Origin of the sequence: Veillonella magna DSM 19857, assembly GCF_000428745.1 — a bacterium.
Classification (GTDB): Bacteria; Bacillota; Negativicutes; order Veillonellales; family Veillonellaceae; genus Veillonella_A; species Veillonella_A magna.
This window is the reverse complement of the sequence record NZ_KE386795.1, coordinates 462,306-479,962: the sequence shown is the minus strand read 5'-3', so window position 1 is coordinate 479,962 and position 17,657 is coordinate 462,306. Positions and strand designations below refer to the sequence as shown.

Annotated in this window: 18 protein-coding genes; all 18 read left to right on the top strand. The window is 45.7% G+C overall.

What is annotated here, in order from left to right; all coding sequences use genetic code 11:
• Position 1 precedes the first annotated feature (1 nt).
• The 18 genes from G344_RS0109175 (at position 2) to G344_RS0109090 (ending at position 17,596) form a co-directional block, all read left to right on the top strand.
• Positions 2 to 907, top strand: coding sequence for an ABC transporter permease (locus tag G344_RS0109175; RefSeq protein WP_038155313.1), 906 nt, complete (start codon positions 2 to 4; stop codon positions 905 to 907).
• Entirely contained in the window at positions 904 to 1,962 is a 1,059-nt protein-coding gene (locus G344_RS11220) for an ABC transporter ATP-binding protein (protein WP_071838111.1), read from the top strand. Before G344_RS0109175 ends, G344_RS11220 begins: the two co-directional genes overlap by 4 nt.
• Complete coding sequence (locus tag G344_RS0109165; RefSeq protein ID WP_028255947.1) at positions 1,963 to 2,913, top strand: ABC transporter ATP-binding protein; 951 nt, start codon at positions 1,963 to 1,965, stop codon at positions 2,911 to 2,913. It abuts the gene before it with no gap.
• A 10-nt stretch (positions 2,914 to 2,923) separates the two neighbouring features.
• Positions 2,924 to 3,745, top strand: a complete 822-nt coding sequence (locus G344_RS0109160) for a serine hydrolase (RefSeq protein ID WP_028255946.1) — start codon at positions 2,924 to 2,926, stop codon at positions 3,743 to 3,745.
• Positions 3,746 to 3,762: 17 nt separating this feature from the next.
• A complete protein-coding gene (locus tag G344_RS0109155; protein ID WP_028255945.1) occupies positions 3,763 to 5,355 on the top strand; it encodes a peptide ABC transporter substrate-binding protein in 1,593 nt (530 codons plus the stop codon).
• A 28-nt stretch (positions 5,356 to 5,383) separates the two neighbouring features.
• Entirely contained in the window at positions 5,384 to 6,343 is a 960-nt protein-coding gene (locus G344_RS0109150; protein WP_028255944.1) for a S66 peptidase family protein, read from the top strand.
• A gap of 26 nt (positions 6,344 to 6,369) precedes the next feature.
• On the top strand, positions 6,370 to 7,599 hold the full coding sequence (locus G344_RS0109145) for an amidohydrolase (protein ID WP_244869514.1): 1,230 nt from the start codon (positions 6,370 to 6,372) through the stop codon (positions 7,597 to 7,599).
• 200 nt (positions 7,600 to 7,799) lie between these two features.
• Positions 7,800 to 8,393, top strand: a complete 594-nt coding sequence (locus G344_RS0109140) for an NAD(P)/FAD-dependent oxidoreductase (RefSeq protein WP_028255942.1) — start codon at positions 7,800 to 7,802, stop codon at positions 8,391 to 8,393.
• Between the two features lie 318 nt (positions 8,394 to 8,711).
• Positions 8,712 to 9,734, top strand: coding sequence for a heat-inducible transcriptional repressor HrcA (hrcA, locus tag G344_RS0109135; protein WP_028255941.1), 1,023 nt, complete (start codon positions 8,712 to 8,714; stop codon positions 9,732 to 9,734).
• A gap of 16 nt (positions 9,735 to 9,750) precedes the next feature.
• On the top strand, positions 9,751 to 10,305 hold the full coding sequence (grpE, locus tag G344_RS0109130) for a nucleotide exchange factor GrpE (protein WP_028255940.1): 555 nt from the start codon (positions 9,751 to 9,753) through the stop codon (positions 10,303 to 10,305).
• Positions 10,306 to 10,361: 56 nt separating this feature from the next.
• Complete coding sequence (gene dnaK / locus G344_RS0109125) at positions 10,362 to 12,212, top strand: molecular chaperone DnaK (protein ID WP_028255939.1); 1,851 nt, start codon at positions 10,362 to 10,364, stop codon at positions 12,210 to 12,212.
• 16 nt (positions 12,213 to 12,228) lie between these two features.
• Positions 12,229 to 13,407: a molecular chaperone DnaJ gene (gene dnaJ, locus G344_RS0109120; protein ID WP_028255938.1), complete on the top strand. Its 1,179-nt coding sequence runs from the start codon at positions 12,229 to 12,231 to the stop codon at positions 13,405 to 13,407.
• Positions 13,408 to 13,423: 16 nt separating this feature from the next.
• A complete protein-coding gene (locus G344_RS0109115; RefSeq protein ID WP_028255937.1) occupies positions 13,424 to 14,278 on the top strand; it encodes a 50S ribosomal protein L11 methyltransferase in 855 nt (284 codons plus the stop codon).
• Positions 14,279 to 14,284: 6 nt separating this feature from the next.
• A complete protein-coding gene (locus G344_RS0109110; RefSeq protein ID WP_028255936.1) occupies positions 14,285 to 15,016 on the top strand; it encodes an RsmE family RNA methyltransferase in 732 nt (243 codons plus the stop codon).
• Between the two features lie 84 nt (positions 15,017 to 15,100).
• Positions 15,101 to 16,399: a tRNA (N(6)-L-threonylcarbamoyladenosine(37)-C(2))-methylthiotransferase MtaB gene (gene mtaB / locus G344_RS0109105; RefSeq protein ID WP_028255935.1), complete on the top strand. Its 1,299-nt coding sequence runs from the start codon at positions 15,101 to 15,103 to the stop codon at positions 16,397 to 16,399.
• 18 nt (positions 16,400 to 16,417) lie between these two features.
• On the top strand, positions 16,418 to 16,762 hold the full coding sequence (locus G344_RS0109100) for a histidine triad nucleotide-binding protein (protein WP_028255934.1): 345 nt from the start codon (positions 16,418 to 16,420) through the stop codon (positions 16,760 to 16,762).
• 177 nt (positions 16,763 to 16,939) lie between these two features.
• Complete coding sequence (rpsU, locus tag G344_RS0109095; protein ID WP_028255933.1) at positions 16,940 to 17,119, top strand: 30S ribosomal protein S21; 180 nt, start codon at positions 16,940 to 16,942, stop codon at positions 17,117 to 17,119.
• A 21-nt stretch (positions 17,120 to 17,140) separates the two neighbouring features.
• Positions 17,141 to 17,596 carry a GatB/YqeY domain-containing protein gene (locus tag G344_RS0109090; protein WP_028255932.1) on the top strand — a complete coding sequence of 152 codons (456 nt, stop codon included), beginning with the start codon at positions 17,141 to 17,143 and terminating at the stop codon, positions 17,594 to 17,596.
• The last annotated feature ends 61 nt before the right edge of the window (positions 17,597 to 17,657 follow it).

Genomic DNA, 17,657 nt, shown 5'->3' with positions numbered 1-17,657 from the left:
TATGTATAGCAAGGAAGATTTTTTACCGTTGCAGCCAATGCGTTGTGATGAATCGGCTGAGCTTATCACACGACCCGGCCCGTGGCAACGGTTAAAAGCAAATAAGTTAGCTGTATTAGGTATGATCATTGTTTGTATTATGATTGTAGCCGCCATTATCGGACCGTGGCTTTCGCCGTATACCTATGCGCAACAAAATTTACTGGAAGCAAATCAAGGACCGTCTGCCAGTCATTGGTTTGGCACGGATACGCTGGGCCGTGATTTATATACTCGCGTTTTGTACGGAGCGCGTATTTCCTTAGCGGTCGGTTTCGTTGCAGCGGCTATCAATCTGGTTATCGGCGTAGTGTACGGTGGGGTGGCCGGTTATTTGGGTGGACGTGTCGATCGCTTGATGATGTCTATCGTAGATATTTTATACGGCATCCCATTGTTGCTGTATGTTATTTTATTGATGGTTGTGTTATCACCGGGATTAACATCTATTTTTATTGCTCTCGGTATTGCGTATTGGTTGACTATGGCACGTATTGTGCGAAGTCAAATTATTAAATTGAAAGAAGAAGAATATGTGTTGGCGGCGCGTTCTATGGGAGCATCACCTATGACAGTCTTGTTCCGCCACATTCTACCTAACTGTATGGGACCGATTATTATTACTATGACACTGGCAATTCCGGAGGCTATTTTTACAGAAGCTTTTTTGAGTTTTATCGGGCTTGGTGTTAATGCACCTATGGCCAGTTGGGGTGTGTTAGCGGCAGAAGGTATTAATTCGATGCGTTCGTATCCGTATCAACTGTTGTTTCCTGCATTGGCTATTGGCATTACCATGTTAGGCTTTACCTTTTTTGGCGATGGTTTGCGCAGTGCGCTGGATCCGAAGGAAGGAGGTACAAAATGAGTGATATTGTACGTGTAAAAGGATTGCATGTTACTTTTTCTACCTTCAACGGTCCGGTGCAGGCGGTGCGTGATGTATCACTTCGGTTGGCGGCCGGTGAGATTTTGGGCATCGTCGGTGAGTCGGGCTGTGGTAAATCCGTAACGGTACAGGCGATGATGGGGCTTTGGCCTACAGCTATTACAACGGTAGAGGCGGCAGAGCATACGGTACTGGGGCATGACTGCCGGTCTTTTACGGAAAGTGATTGGCGTACCTTACGGGGAACGGACATAGCCATGGTCTTTCAGGACCCCATGACGGCGTTAAATCCTATCGTAACTATTGGCAAGCAATTGGAAGAAGTGATTCGGCTACGTCAGAAGCGGCGCAGATCGGATCAGAAGGGGGCAATGACGGAAGGGATTGCGGAAGAGGTGATTCATTTATTGCGACAGGTGGGAATCCCCGAACCGGAACGGCGCCGTAATCAATATCCGCATGAGTTAAGCGGTGGTATGCGACAGCGCGTGGTGATTGCTATGGCGCTGGCAGGTAAACCGAAAATTATATTGGCAGACGAACCAACGACAGCATTAGATGTGACAACGGAAGCGCAAATCTTATTACTCTTGCAGAAGTTAGTCCGCGAAGAGGGGATGGGGATGATTATTATCTCACATAATCTGCGCGTCATAGCCCGTTTATGTGATCGCGTTGCTGTTATGTATGCGGGAACTATTATAGAGGAAGGTAGTATTGAAACCGTCTTAACTTCGCCGGCACACCCCTACTTGCAGGGATTGCTGTCTTCCTTGCCGGAAAGTGCGACCGACGGTAGGCTAACTGCTATAGAAGGGCAACCGCCGGATAGCTATCACATGCCAACAGGTTGTGCTTTTCATCCACGTTGTCATAAAGCAATGCGCATTTGCGCTCGAATAACGCCGACAAACAGTAATGTATCTGATGAATATTCAAAAAGAGAGAGGGTACAGCATGTTCGGGAGCATCAACAAACAAGGGAGTGTCCGCATCAAGTCTCATGCTGGCTGTATCGTCCGGAGGTGAAATAGATGGATTATATATGGCAAACGGAGGGAATTACCAAGGAGTTTAATACACCGGGTGGTATATTCTCGGGTAAAGAAAAAACCGTATATGCATTAAACGGTATTTCCTTGCAGCAAGCTCCGGGGGAAACATTGGGCATTGTTGGCGAATCGGGGTGTGGTAAATCTACGTTCGGTCGTGTTCTAATGGGATTATATGCGCCGACGTCGGGTACACTTCGCGTCGGTAATCAGCTGATAGACACGGAAACGGCGCGGAAGACGTTACATCATACCTTTCAAATGGTATTTCAGGATCCCTATGCATCGCTAAATCCGCGCATGACGGTGCGACAGACCTTGGAAGAGCCGTTACGGCGTATGGGAGTGAAAGAAGCAACAGTGCGCAGTGAGCGAATTAGAGGCATATTGGAGCAAGTTGGATTACGACCGTCATACAGCGAGCGCTATCCCCATGAGTTCAGCGGCGGGCAGCGACAGCGTGTGGGAATTGCACGGGCCTTAATCAGCAATCCGTCTTGTATTATTTGTGATGAGCCTATTTCGGCATTAGATGTATCAATTCAGGTGCAAATTATTACGTTACTGGAGCGACTGCAGACCGATACTAATATTTCCTATGTGTTTATTTCACACGATTTATCCATGGTACGTTATCTGAGCCATCGCATTGCGGTCATGTATTTAGGGTATGTGGTGGAAGAAGGAACAACGGATGAGCTATATAATCATCCGTTACATCCCTATACACAAGCGTTGATACGTCTGCATCAACCTATTGCACCGCGAATGCCCATCGGTCCGGTACCGCAAGGTGAAGTGCCGAGCCCTCTACAAAAACCAAAGGGTTGTCCCTTTGCTTCGCGCTGTCCCGAGAAGGAGGAACGGTGCATGGAAGCATGGCCGCAGTTAACGGGCAATGATGTTCACAGAGTAGCGTGCTGGAAAAGATAGGAGTGAGGATATGGAATGTATGTTAGCCGGAAAAGGGCTGCAAACAGAGTTGGATGACATAATCAAAGAATATGCTCCGCAGGCAACGATATCATATATGGTGACCATTCATAATGACGACGAGCCGGTGCGCTATGTGGTAGCGCGCAACGAAGATACTGTTCATGCATCGGCCAGTATGATAAAAATTTTAATTATGCTTTCCGTATTTGAAGCTGTGTCGCAGCAGAAGTTGGCTTTGACCGATCAAATTGCATTGACGGCGACACCGCGCGTTGAAGGCGGCGGTGCATTACAGGAGTTGCAGGGAAATCATACATTTTCCGTGTTGGAGCTTTGCCGCTTAATGATGGTGCTCAGTGATAATTGGGCAACCAATTTGTTAATTCGTACACTGGGCATGACCTTTATTAATGACACTGCTAAAAAGTATGGTGCGGCAAAGACAAGCTTGAAACGATATATGATGGATACGGCAGCGGCGGCACGCGGCGAAGAGAATGTCACTACTGCCTACGATATGATTGTATTGTTGGATGCTATTTTCCAAATACGGGAACAATCCGTAGGCGGCCACGAAATGTGGCAAATATTGGGCCGTCAACAATTTCGGGATAAGCTTCCGTTTCATTGGGGCGAAGAAGTACCGTTTCATCATAAGACAGGTTGTCTTGATAGAGTGGAACACGATGGTGGGATACTGCCGCTGATGAATGGCAACTTTGGTTTGGTTGTTCTCATTTCAAATATGGATAATGATGAAGCCATTCAGCTAACAGCGCGTATGGGACGATGTTGTAAAGCATTTATTGAAGAAAAATTACCCGTGTGACTCTGGGAGGTATGATTATGAAGAAATGGTGGCAATTAGTGGCAACTATGCTGTTGGCAACGGCGCTGCTTCTTGGAGGATGCGGTCGCAGCAGTGACATTGCTCCCGATTCCCTGCGTTTTGCACTGGAGCAAGAGCCATCTACATTGGATCCGGCTAAGTCATCAACATTGCCTGAGTCGGATGTGGAGCTGGCTATCTTTGAAGGCCTTACGCGTCTGAATGCTAAGGATTTGCCGGAGCCGGCTGCTGCTGAAAGTTGGACGGTATCCGATGATGGAATGACTTACACCTTCCGGCTGCGTGAAGGCCTTACCTGGTCCGACGGCAAGCCTTTGACGGCTCATGATTTTGAATATGCTTGGAAGCGCGTATTAAATCCGGATGTTGCCGCCTCCAATGCATATATGTTATATGTTATTAAAAACGGCGAAGCGTACAATACGGAAAAAGCAACCGCAGCAGATGTAGGGGTAACAGCTGTTGACGATAGGACGTTAGTGGTGCGGTTGGAAGCACCGGCAGCTTATTTTATCGGGCTTACCGCATTTCACGCGTACTATCCGGTACGGCAGGATATAGTAGAAGCGCACCCCGATACATGGGCAACCGATGCTAAAACTATTGTAGGCAATGGTCCGTTTATACTCACTAAATGGCAGCATAATGCAGAGTTGGATTTTGTAAAGAACGAAACCTATTGGGATGCTAAGGCAGTGCGATTGAAATCAATGGAGTGGCCTGTCAGCGAATCACAGAGTACGCGCCTTACTTTAGTGGAAGGCGGGGCAGCGGACATGACGACGGAGCCGCCGGTAGCCGATCAACAACGATTGACAAAGGCAGGTTTGTTTAAAGTAAAACCTTCATTGGGCACCTACTATTATGTGTACAATGTGACAGCGCCTCCTTTTGATAATCCTAAGGTACGGCGTGCATTGTCTATGGTTATCGACCGCAAAGCAATTGTCGACACGATTGTACATGGCGGTAAAATTCCGGCCTTTGCCTTTGTACCGCCGGGACTTACGAACGAAGCAACAGGACAAGATTTTCGCCATGAAGGCGGTAATTTAGTTTCCAAAAATGTAGAAGAAGCAAAAGCGCTATTAGCAGAGGCCGGCTACGGTCCCGGCCATCCGGTACCGCCGATTACGATTTTGTACAACACGAATGAAATGCATAAAGCCATTGCTGAGGCAATTCAAGCCGTATGGAGTAATGAATTAGGTCTGGATGTGTCGTTACAGAATCAGGAAACAAAAGTATTTATGGCCAACCGTGAAGCCGGGCACTATCAGGTAGCGCGAGCATCTTGGATCGGTGACTATGCGGATCCGCAAACCTTCTTTGACGTATTCTCCGATCCGGCCAATGATGCGCAATACCACAGTGAGGCTTATAATGCATTGATGGACCGTGTTCATGCCACAACGGATGTAGGCGAGCGCATGGCGCTTATGCACGAAGCAGAGAAAATGATGTTCGATGAATCACTGATTATTCCTATTTATTTCACGACTACGCCTTATGTGGCAAACGAAGCTATTGATGGATATAATTGGTCAATACTGGGAACCGTGGACTTTAAACATGCGTATAGAAAATAAAAGTACAACAGGTAGAAGGGAGATTTACATGGACTGGTGCTATCCGGCAAAAATAAAACCGGGCATGACAATTGCCTTCACCGCACCGGCTTCAGCCAGTGAAGAAGATATGGATGCATTACGCGCACTGGTGGAGGCAGCCGGTTACCGGGCTGTATTCGGTGAGTCTTGTTTTCGCCGTGGCGAATATGGGGGAACACCGGAAGAACAGGCAAATGAATTAAATTATTTTTTGACGGACGCGTCTTGTGATGCCGTAGTGGCCGTTCGCGGCGGCTATGGTTGTGCGCGCTACTTGGATCGATTGGATTATACCGGAATACGGCGTGCCGCCAAGCCTTTGGTAGGCTATAGCGACTGTACGTCATTGTTGCAAGCTATCGGTGTGCATAGCCGGTTAGTTACGTATCACGGACCGATGGGGGTGGATTGGCTACGTTCAGGTCGCGAAAGTGATGTGGCTGATTTATGGGACCTTTTGGAAGGACGAAAAAAAGAACAAGTCCTACTGAGCAATGATGGAGATGCTTCGGGTAATGATGAGTTATCGGAGTTACAGGAGCGTCCCTCTTTATTCCCCCGTAGGATTGAAGGTCGCCTTTGGGGCGGCAATGCTACGGTGCTTTGCAGTATTAGCGGTACCGCATATATGCCTAGCTTGGCGGAATGGCAAGAAGCGATTCTTATATTGGAGGACATCGGTGAGCCTCCGTATAAATTGGATCGGTTATTACAACAACTTCGTCTGCAGGGAATATTACGATCTGTTCGAGGAATTTTGCTAGGTACTTTTACCGATTGCAAGGATGAAGATACTAATGAAATCTATGATATGGAACGCATGATTATTACGTATGCAATGGCGGGACGTACCACGGGCGATATTCCTTTTATCGGGCATATCCCCTTGGGTCACGGAGCACCTCATAAGGCGTTGCCTATCGGACGATGGGTACATATTGAAAACGGATGTATTTCATGGACATAAAATAATGGATAGGAGGTAAAACACCGGTGAGCTATATTGTTGATAATAAAAAAGAAGCAGAGCGTATACAGCGAGAAAAAATTGCTGTTCGGACGATTGACCGTATTGCGGAAGGCTTGATTGATGTATCTAAACGATTGCATGCCCATCCGGAGCTGGGGGGCGAAGAGCATTATGCGGTGACGGCGGTTAGTGCTTATTTAGATGAACAGGGATTTACTGTCCGTGAAGATCTTAGCGAGAACGGTCGGTATCCCATATTAAAAACGGCGCTGCGTGCCGATAAAGGAGGTACCGAACAGGGACAGTATGATAGTAATGATATCTCTAGTCAGGGTCGGTTGTTGAATAATGCATATAAAATGGCTTTTCTCGGGGAATATGATGCATTACCGGGGCTGGGGCATGGATGTGGTCACAATCTTATTGCTATGATGAGTATCGGCGCAGCTGTTGGTTTTAGTGAAGCTATGCCGGAGGTAGTGACTACCTTTTTCGGTTGTCCGGCAGAAGAAACGGTTGGCGGCAAGGTGTTTATGAGTGAAGCAGGCTTATTTAAACCCTATGATGCGGCACTTATTATTCATCCCGGCGGATGTAATGAATTAGGTGGGACTTCGTTAGCTACGCATCCCTTAGAAGTACGTTTTACCGGACGTTCGGCTCATGTAGCTTCGTTAGTCGACAGGGGAATTAATGCATTGGATGCGGCGGTTGTGTTCTATCGTAAGGTTATGGATATTAAAAATGGATTTGGCAGTGCAGCCGTTATCGGCGCGATTTTTACGGAAGCAGGACAAGCTCCGAATGTAATTCCTGATAAGGCAACGGTTCGCTTAACGGTACGATCGCATACGGTTGACCATTTGGAAGAGGTTGTATTACCACGCATTCGTAACGCAGCGGCCGAGGCGGCTGCGGAAATAGGGGCTGCTGTTGAAACAGAGCATTACGAGCCTTTATTTAAAGAAATGAAAGAAGATTTGACTCTGCGTTCCATTGTAGGAGATACGATGAAAGAGTTTGGCTTTGAGCCACGTCTGCTACCGGAGGATGAAGCCGATGGCAGTACCGATGTAGGCAATGTATCACATGATATTCCTACGGTACAACCGACATTAAATATCGGGGATGGGTTAGAGATTCATACGCCTGCTTTTGCAGCAGCCGCAGGATCTGACGAGGGATATCGTCGCGCTGTTATCGGGGCAAAGATTATGGCCGTCGCAGCCATTCGATATTATTATGAAAAATAGTTATTATGTGACTTAGGTCACTAAACTGTACAATAGAAGTATGTTACAAGTAAAAATGATTGCTCATAGCGAATCATCAAGAGGCTAGCAATAGATAGGAAGTACATTATATAGACTGTCTCTGTATGTGCGTTCTCTACCTTTTATGGATTGTGCTATGGATTTACGGTAAGTACAGTGGTTGACTAAGGAGTTACATTATGAAGACATCAGTTATTCTTCATTCGTTATTCAGTGAGTTTTCGATGGAACAGCTGAAGGGGATTATGGATTTGGCGGAGCGATACAATGGAAAGTTTCGTGTAGTTGTAACGGGAATTCAGATTTACGATATAGAAAAAGAGGATAAGCCTGCTATTCTGGCGGCATTACCGGAAGGCGTGTATCCGGTCAAGCATAATGCAGTGAACTCCGTAGTCGCTTGTCGCGGCACGGATGGATGCAGTCATGCTTTTATGCAGACCATACCTTTGGGAAAGGCTATCGACACAAACTATTTCGGGGAAGAAATGCCTAATAAAATTCGTATTGGCATTAGCGGATGCACAAGGTGCTGTGCCGAATCGATGATTAAAGATATCGGTGTGTATGGATTGCCCGATGGATTTGTGCTGGTAGCCGGCGGCAAAAGCGGAAATCGTCCAAAGGGTGGTGAAGTATTGCTGAAGGGATTAAGTCCCGAAGAAGCGGAAACAAAAATTGCAGAGCTCCTATCGTGGTATAAGGCGAATGCATTACCGAAAGAAAAATTTGATCATTGTTTAGAACGATTGGGAAATCCTTTCGCGGAATGAAGAATTCGTCTTTGAAGTTGAAAACGTAAACTACAATATATTCTTAACAGGCAGCGGAATAAAATAAATTGTGGCAGAAGCTTACATGTGTAGAAGGTGCTGCGTCATAAGGTATGTAAGAATTTAATATGAAGCATAGATGTCAAGGCGTTAGAACAGAAATCTGTAAAGGGCAAAGAGTTGTCTTGCCCTTTTGACTAAACAGTCGCAATGCAGAGTTTCGGAAAAATATAGCCTTGACATTTTAATGTTATATGATAATATATTACCTGTAGTTAGCACTCGATGGTAGTGAGTGCTAATAAGTGAGGTGTGATTATGGATGAACGAAAACGACGCATCTTACACGCTATCATTCAAGACTACATACGATTGGCCGAGCCGGTAGGCTCCCGAACATTAGCTAAGAACTATGATCTGGGAATTAGCCCGGCCACGGTTCGTAACGAGATGTCCGATTTGGAGGACTTAGGTTTTTTGGAACAGCCTCATACTTCGGCGGGGCGTATTCCTTCCGCAAAAGGATATCGATATTATGTAGACTCGATGATTCATGGAACAGGTACTGAGCGAGGAGATGCTGAAGAAATTCACAGACTTTGGCAGGCTAAACCGGGAAGCTTTGATGAGTTCTTTTTAAATGTGGCGAAGCTAATATCTAACATTAGTCACAATATGAGCTTGTTCTTGGCACCGGCGCATGATTCTTCAACCATCAAGTTTATACACATTTTGCCTATTGATTCACAACGGGCAGTAATGGTGGTCGTAACCGATCGAGGTGCATTGGATAATGAACCTATGTATTTCGAAGAACCGGTGGCTGAGGAAGAGTTACATGCTGCGGCAATGCGTTTTGCCAATGCATTAAAGGATTCGCCTATCAGTGAATTGAGCCTGTACAGCTTAAAGGCAACGGTTCGAATTATCGAAGGACCGAAGCGATTGCTCGAAGAAATGGCGGCGGCATTACACCGTGCCATTGCTAAACGCAAGCTGTTTTACTCCGTGGGAACAACAGCATTGTTGGAACAGCCGGAGTTTAAAGATATAAAAAAGGTACAGCCGATATTGTCAATGTTGGAACAACAGGATCAGTTGAGCCGGCTGTTGCAAGGCAAATCTCATGATGGTATAGATATTCGCATCGGTGAAGAAAACGAGGCGGAACCGTTAAAAGATTTGAGTTTGATACAAGCGGATTTCGGTGGGGATAAAGAAAAAATTGGCACATTGGCAATTTTGGGACCGACGCGTATGGAGTACGGTCGAATCATCGGAATCTTAACGTATATGCAACAGTTTATAGATGCATTGGCATCATCGACGAATAGAAAGTAATGAGGTGATTCACCGAATGTCAACAGAGGAAATGAAGGAAAAAGAACAGGTAGTCGAAGAGGTGCAGGCAGACGAAATGCCGGAAATTACTGACGAAGCTCCGGAGGCAGAGGCTGTGGAAGCGGAAGCACAAGCAGCAGAAGAAGCTTTGGCGGAGTGGGAAAAACGGTATACTCGTTTGCAAGCTGACTTTGAGAATTTTAAACGCAGGACCGCTCAGGAGAAGGAGCAGTTGGCCGGTTTTGTAAAAGGCGACGTAATGAAAGATTTGTTCAGTGTACTGGATAATTTCGAGAGGGCTTTGGCAGTACCGACTACACCGGAAACGAAGGCGTTCTTGGATGGTTTTGTTATGATTCATCAGAATCTCATGGCTATGCTCAGCAAACACGGATTGGCCGTTATCGAAGCAGTAGGACAGCCCTTTGATCCTAATTTCCATCAGGCTATCATGCGTGTTGAGTCCGATGAATATCCGGATGATACTGTGTGTGAAGTATTGCAGACAGGCTATACCGTAGATGGTCGCACCGTGCGCCCGGCTATGGTTAAGGTCGTTCACAATGGATAATGTAAATAGACAAATTGTTTGATATAAAGTAAAAATGTAGTAGGAGGTCATGTAACATGGCAAAAGTAATTGGTATTGACTTAGGGACAACAAACTCGGTTGTTGCTGTTATGGAAGGCGGCGAACCGGTCGTAATCACAAATCAGGAAGGTTCTCGTTTGACTCCGTCCGTAGTTGGTTTCGCTAAAAATGGCGAACGCTTGGTAGGTCAGTTGGCAAAACGTCAGGCTGTTTCCAATCCGGAACGTACGATTTCTTCCATTAAACGTCACATGGGTAGTGATTATAAAGTAACGATTGATGACAAGAGTTATACGCCGCAGGAAATTTCTGCTATGGTATTGCAGAAGTTGAAAGCTGACGCAGAAGCATATTTAGGTGAAACAGTAAAGCAGGCTGTTATTACGGTTCCGGCATACTTCACCGATAGCCAGCGTCAGGCAACTAAAGACGCAGGTGCTATCGCCGGTCTTGATGTACTCCGTATTATCAACGAACCGACAGCAGCAGCTTTGGCATACGGTGTAGATAAAGATGAAGAAGGTAAAGTGCTCGTATTTGACTTGGGCGGCGGTACCTTTGACGTGTCCATTTTGGAATTAGGCGACGGCGTATTTGAAGTAAAAGCAACCAGCGGTAATAACCACTTGGGCGGCGATGACTTCGACCAGCGCGTTATGAATTGGATGATTGAAGAATTCAAGAAGGAAACAGGTATTGATTTGTCCAACGATAAAATGGCCGATCAACGCTTAAAAGAAGCTGCTGAAAAAGCTAAGATTGAATTATCCGGCGTTATGAGCACGAACATCAACTTGCCATTCATTACCGCCGACGCTACCGGCCCGAAACATTTGGACTTGACCTTAACCCGTGCTAAGTTCGAAGAACTCACTCGTGACCTTGTAGAAGCAACTATCGAACCGACCCGTAAGGCATTGGCTGATTCCGGTTTGTCTGTAAATGAAATTGATAAGATTCTTTTGGTAGGCGGTTCTTCCCGTATTCCGGCTGTTCAGGAAGCTATCAAGCGCGTATTGGGCAAAGAACCTACGAAGAATGTTAACCCGGATGAATGCGTAGCTGTCGGTGCTGCTATTCAAGGCGGCGTATTGGTTGGTGAAGTTAAGGACGTATTGCTTCTCGACGTAACTCCGTTGTCCCTTGGCATTGAAACATTGGGTGGCGTATTTACCCGTATTATTGACCGCAATACGACAATTCCGACTTCCAAGAGCCAGGTATTCTCCACGGCCGCAGATAATCAGCCGTCCGTAGATATTCATGTATTGCAGGGTGAACGCGACTTTGCGGCAGATAACAAAACGTTGGGCCGTTTCGAATTGACCGGAATTCCGGCAGCTCCGCGTGGGGTACCGAAGATTGAAGTTACTTTCAACATCGATGCTAACGGTATCGTTAATGTAAAAGCTAAAGACCTCGGCACAGGTAAGGAACAGGCTATTACGATTACTTCCTCCGGCGGATTGCAGCAGGATGAAATCGATCGCATGGTAAAAGAAGCAGAAGCACATGCAGCTGAAGATAAAGCTAGAAAAGAAAAAATTGAAGTTAAAAACAATGCAGACTCCTTGGTTTACCAGGCTGAAAAAGCATTGAAGGACTTTGAAGGTAAGGCCGATGCAGCTGTACTTGAACAGGTTAAGACGGCAAAAGATAAATTGAAAGCTTCTATTGAAGCCGATGATGTGGAAGCCATTAAGAAAGACAGCGAAGCATTGACAAAACCGTTGTATGAATTGTCTACAAAGATGTACGAACAGGCACAGGCTGCCGGTGCAGCCGGAGCTGAAGGTGCTCAGGCAAACGGCGGTGCTCAGCAGCAGGCGCAAGATGATGTAGTTGATGCAGACTACACCGAAGTTAAAGACGATAAAAAGAACTAAGAAGGGCTGGTAGACGATGGCAAAAGACTACTATGAAGTCCTTGGCGTAGATAAAAATGCATCACAAGATGAAATAAAAAAGGCCTTCCGCAAGAAGGCACGTCAATACCATCCCGATGTAAATCGTGATAATCCGAAAGAAGCGGAAGAACGTTTTAAAGAAGCCAATGAAGCGTATGAAGTTTTATCCGATGAAACTAAACGCGCACAATACGACCAGTACGGGCACGAAGCCTTCACCCAAGGTGGAGGCGCCGGTGCCGGTGGATTTGGTGGCTTCGGTGGTCAAGGCGGGTTCGGAGGCTTTGGCGGCGGTGGCGGCTTCGGCGATATTTTTGATATGTTTTTCGGCGGTGGCGGGCATGAACCGCAAGGTCCGCAGAAAGGTGCCGATTTACGTCAAGACGTTGATATCAGCTTTGAAGATGCTGCGTTCGGTAAGTCAATGGTTATCGAAATTCAGCGTCATGAAGATTGCGATTATTGTCATGGTACCGGCGGCGAACCGGGAAGCAAGGTAGAAACTTGCCCGCGTTGTCATGGTACGGGGCAGGAAACGGTTGTTCAGAATACACCGTTTGGTCAGATTAGGACAGCAAGAACCTGTTCGGCTTGTCATGGTAGCGGTAAGCATATTGAAAAGCCTTGTTCGAAATGTCATGGCTCCGGTCAAACCGTGGCACGACGTAAAATTGAAATCAAAATCCCTGCCGGTGTGGATAACGGTTCACGCCTGCGTGTAGCCGGTGAAGGCGAACCGGGAACAAAAGGCGGTCCGAAGGGTGATTTGTACGTATATATCTACGTACGCCCGCATCGCGAGTTCGAACGACAAGGTAATGAAGTGGTAAGCAAGGCCAACATTACCTTTGCACAGGCAGCATTGGGAGCTACGATTTTAGTTAACACCTTGGATGGTAAAGTCGAATTGAAGATTCCTGAAGGGACGCAAACAGGTACCGTATTCCGAATTAAGGGCAAAGGCATTCCGTACTTGCGTAATCCTAAGCAAAGAGGGGATCAACATATTCGCGTTACCGTAGAAACACCGAAGAAGCTTAGCGATAAGCAGCGCCAGCTATTGCTTCAATTTGCCAAGGAAGGTAAAGAGGATGTTTCGGTACTCAAGGTAAGTAAAAGTTTATTGAAAAATCTCGGTGAGAAATTAAAGGATGCACTGGATTTAGATAAATGACACATGAGGTGAACGGATGAAATGGATTGAAATCTCCGTTACCGCAGAGAGAGTAGTCATCGATGAGGTGACTACTCTTTTTGATACTCTGACGGTAAACGGAAGTATTGAAGAGGATATACCAGAGGAGCCTGACAAGGTTCGTTTAGTATTTTACGGTGATGCGAATATACCGGAAGCTGCTTGGCAAGAACGTGTTGAAAATGAGTTGAGCCGAGCGAAGATTAATTATGATGAAGTAACTACTAAGACGGTTACCGATGATGACTGGTATAACAGCTGGCAACAGTATATACAGCCCACGGAGATTTTACCCGGTGTAATTATTAAACCGGCATGGCAAGCGTATGAGGCTTCTGAGGGAGAAACAATCATTGAAATTGATTCGGAGCTATCCTTTGGAACGGGAGCACATGAGACGACACAGGCTTGTGCCGAACTGATGGCAAAATACGGCAAAGAAAAGAAGGTATGCTTGGATATCGGTACGGGTACAGCTGTATTATTATTGATTGCCCATGTGTTGGGTATTCCTGAATTAATCGGTGTTGACATTGATCCGGAAGCAGCTGTGCAGGCACAAAAAAACTGTAAGGCCAATGCGGTGGACGCCACCGTTTATTGCGGCGATTTAGATAGCGAATTTCACGGTAAAGCCGATTTAGTCATGGCCAATCTTACCGTAGATCCATTAAAAATTGTATTACCGGGGATTGGCAAAAAAATGACTAAAGATGGTATACTTATTATCAGCGGGATTATTGATGAACGCTATGAAGAAATCATGCCGTATATTACGGCACATTGGCAAATAAAGGAGGAGCTTGTTAAGGGGCCGTGGCATACGTTGGCACTTGTGCAGGCAGAGTAATTACCTATGAAGAAGATTTTTATACCTACGCCATTGGCTGATGTCATTATTATTCCACGCGAAGAGACCCATCACTTATTGCGTGTATTTCGACATCCGCAGGATAAGCCCGTTGTCGTAGGCGGTAGTGACGGGCGCAGTGGGATTTACCAAATTGTAGCCGTCGAAGATGGTTGCGCCAGTGCGCATTGTCTTCGTTATTGTGATGAAGATATGGCTGACGGACCTGAAATCATATTGATGCAAGCGTTTTTGAAGGGGGATCGCTTCGAATGGGTACTGCAAAAAGCGACGGAGCTTGGTGTAAATCGCATATATGCGGTAAAAACCGAAAACTGCGTTGCAAAATATACCTCCGATAAACTGGCAGGTAAAACGGCTCGTTGGGAAAAAATTATTCGCGAAGCCGGGCAGCAATGTGGGAGAATGGCGTTGCCGTCGTTAGTAATCGCTGAGTCTATGCATGATGTCTGTACGGAAGAAAAAAATATTCGGTGGCTCGTTGCCTATGAAGACGAGGATAAACATACGCTGCGGGAACGTCTCGAAGAGGCTACTCTCGCAGGCTGTGACCGTATCGGGATTATCATCGGGCCCGAAGGCGGCTTTGCTGCTTTCGAGATTGAGGCGTTGATGTCTGTAGGTTCATATCCTGTGTCGTTGGGTTCCAATATTTTGCGTGCCGAAACAGCGGCTGTTGCTGCGGTGAGTATGATTTCTTATCATTATATGAAATGAGAGCCGACGAAGCTAAACGGGCAGGAATAGATAGGGTATGTATAAGCTGTCAGTCGATGATAGTTTGATGTATAAGGAGCTGAGATGAAAACAGTAGCATTTACAACGCTGGGCTGTCGTGTTAATCAATATGACACGGATGCTATGCGAGGATTATTTATTCAAAAAGGATATGAGCCGGTTGATTTTGACAGCAAGGCGGATATCTATGTGATTAATACGTGTTCTGTAACGAACATGGGGGAACGAAAATCAAGACAACTGATTCGAAAAGCAAAGCGAACCAATGAAGATGCATACATTGTAGTTACCGGTTGTTATGCACAGCTGGCACCTGATGCGATTGCGGCCATTGATGGGGTTAACCTGGTTATCGGAACGAACAACCGCCATAAAATTGTAGAATTGGTGGAACAGCTGGAAACAACGGAAAAGCAAATCAATGCGGTGCGCAATATTATGGAGCAAGCTACGTTTGAGGAAATGCCTTTGTACGGTAATGAAATCGATAAGGCTCGTGCCTTTATGAAAATTCAAGAAGGCTGTAATAACTACTGCTCCTTCTGCATAATTCCTTACACGCGAGGTAAGCTGAAATCGCGGCGTGTTGACGATATCAAGCAAGAAGCACAACGTTTGGTAGATCATGGTTATTATGAAATTGTACTTACCGGCATTCACTTGGGAAATTACGGCGTGGAGTTACCGGGGCGTCCTAATCTGGCTGCCGTTGTAAAAGAATTACTTACTATCGACGGGTTGGAACGCATTCGTTTGGGATCCATCGAATCGGTAGAGGTATCGCCGGAGCTGGTAGAACTTATGGCGACGGAAAAACGCTTTTGTTCCCATTTGCATTTACCGTTACAAGCCGGATCGGATGCGATATTAAAAGCGATGAATCGCCACTATACATTGGATGAATACAAGAAGCTTATACGAAATTTACGGGCGCGCATCCCCGGCCTTTCGGTGACAACGGATATTATTGCGGGATTCCCCGGTGAGACGGATGAGCTTTTTGAAGAAACATTAAATACGGTAAAAGAGATTGGATTTACTCATATTCATGCCTTCCCGTATTCAAAACGCGAAGGTACACCGGCAGCTGTTATGGATAATCAAGTACCGGAAGCCGTTAAGAAAACACGCGTTGCTCTTTTAAATGAACAAGGCAGTTTAGGATTACAAACATTTGCCGCGAATCTTGTAGGTAAACCGGCGGAAATTCTTATCGAACGTGAGGAAGACGGTTGGTACGAAGGCTTTACTAATGAGTACATTCACGGTAGAATAAAAAAGGGAGATGCCGAGTATCAGATAGGCGATATTGTCGGTGGTACGGTTGTCTCCGTAGATGGCGAGTTTGTAACGATTGCATAGCATAAGGAGGGTTGACACATGAGCGAATGTCTATTCTGTAAAATTGCAGCCGGAGAAATACCGTCCAATAAAGTTCTGGAAAATGAAAATTTCATTGCCTTTCACGATATAAATCCGGTGGCGAAGGTACATGTATTGGTTATCCCGAAAAAACATGTAGCGAATATCGCGCACCTAACAGATAAAAATGAATCGTATGTTGACGGCATGCTCAGTTTTATTCGCGATGTAGCGAAGGAACTGGGAATCTCTGCCGACGGATACCGTGTAATTTTGAATACCGGTGCGAAAGCAGGGCAGACGGTATTCCATCTGCATGCCCATGTATTGGGCGGTCAAGAGTTCGGTTGGCCTGATGCATAATCACAGGTAATAACCATCTTCGGATACATGTACTCCTGTCCTTGTGAGAAAGGTGCAGAGCTATGCGGATATAGGCTGTTAATATTGACAAACTTAGTTCAAGTTATTATAATAAGCTTATGTGCGTATATATAAATACCTGCACTTCCATAAAACATTTTGGAGGGAGGGATATAGATGTCTGAAATTAAAGTCGGTAAAAACGAAACGCTTGAAAGTGCTCTTCGTCGTTTTAAACGCTCCTGCCAAAAAGCGGGTGTTTTGTCTGAAGTAAGAAAACGCGAACACTACGAAAAACCGAGCGTAAAGAGAAAGAAAAAATCTGAAGCAGCGCGCAAACGCAAGTTCAGAGGATAAGATTTATCTTGGAGGCATTGTATGTCCTTAAAAGATCAGCTTAAAGCGGATATGAAAGACGCTATGAAGGCTCGCGAAGCGGGCAAGACAGCATTATCGGTTATCCGAATGGTTAATAGCGCAATAAAAAATGTAGAAATCAATGAAAAACGAGAACTTGATGACACGGATGTTATGGGGATCGTGGCAAAGGAAATGAAGCTTCGTCAAGATTCTTTGGCAGAATTCAAAAAAGGACATCGTGATGATTTGATAGCTCAGGTAGAAGCCGAAATGGCCGTGCTTACCAAATATTTGCCGGAACAGCTTAGCGAAGATAAAATTCGCGACATCGTAACGGCGGTGCTCAGTGAAATGACTGCACCGATTAAGATGGGGGATGTGATGGCAAAGGTTATGCCGCAAACAAAAGGCAGAGCTGACGGGAAATTGGTTAATACCGTTGTTCGTCAGGAAATTGCGAAAATTAACGGCTAAGCTATTGACATACAGTTAGGAAATATGATAGTATTTCCGTAAAAGATAATACTGGTCAATG

Bases quoted from the DNA above. Each gene is read 5' to 3' on its own strand.
- G344_RS0109175 (WP_038155313.1), top strand. From the start codon at position 2: ATGTATAGCAAGGAAGATTTTTTACCGTTGCAGCCAATGCGTTGTGAT.
- G344_RS11220 (WP_071838111.1), top strand. From the start codon at position 904: ATGAGTGATATTGTACGTGTAAAAGGATTGCATGTTACTTTTTCTACC.
- G344_RS0109165 (WP_028255947.1), top strand. From the start codon at position 1,963: ATGGATTATATATGGCAAACGGAGGGAATTACCAAGGAGTTTAATACA.
- G344_RS0109160 (WP_028255946.1), top strand. From the start codon at position 2,924: ATGGAATGTATGTTAGCCGGAAAAGGGCTGCAAACAGAGTTGGATGAC.
- G344_RS0109155 (WP_028255945.1), top strand. From the start codon at position 3,763: ATGAAGAAATGGTGGCAATTAGTGGCAACTATGCTGTTGGCAACGGCG.
- G344_RS0109150 (WP_028255944.1), top strand. From the start codon at position 5,384: ATGGACTGGTGCTATCCGGCAAAAATAAAACCGGGCATGACAATTGCC.
- G344_RS0109140 (WP_028255942.1), top strand. From the start codon at position 7,800: ATGAAGACATCAGTTATTCTTCATTCGTTATTCAGTGAGTTTTCGATG.
- hrcA (WP_028255941.1), top strand. From the start codon at position 8,712: ATGGATGAACGAAAACGACGCATCTTACACGCTATCATTCAAGACTAC.
- grpE (WP_028255940.1), top strand. From the start codon at position 9,751: ATGTCAACAGAGGAAATGAAGGAAAAAGAACAGGTAGTCGAAGAGGTG.
- dnaK (WP_028255939.1), top strand. From the start codon at position 10,362: ATGGCAAAAGTAATTGGTATTGACTTAGGGACAACAAACTCGGTTGTT.
- dnaJ (WP_028255938.1), top strand. From the start codon at position 12,229: ATGGCAAAAGACTACTATGAAGTCCTTGGCGTAGATAAAAATGCATCA.
- G344_RS0109115 (WP_028255937.1), top strand. From the start codon at position 13,424: ATGAAATGGATTGAAATCTCCGTTACCGCAGAGAGAGTAGTCATCGAT.
- G344_RS0109110 (WP_028255936.1), top strand. From the start codon at position 14,285: ATGAAGAAGATTTTTATACCTACGCCATTGGCTGATGTCATTATTATT.
- mtaB (WP_028255935.1), top strand. From the start codon at position 15,101: ATGAAAACAGTAGCATTTACAACGCTGGGCTGTCGTGTTAATCAATAT.
- G344_RS0109100 (WP_028255934.1), top strand. From the start codon at position 16,418: ATGAGCGAATGTCTATTCTGTAAAATTGCAGCCGGAGAAATACCGTCC.
- rpsU (WP_028255933.1), top strand. From the start codon at position 16,940: ATGTCTGAAATTAAAGTCGGTAAAAACGAAACGCTTGAAAGTGCTCTT.
- G344_RS0109090 (WP_028255932.1), top strand. From the start codon at position 17,141: ATGTCCTTAAAAGATCAGCTTAAAGCGGATATGAAAGACGCTATGAAG.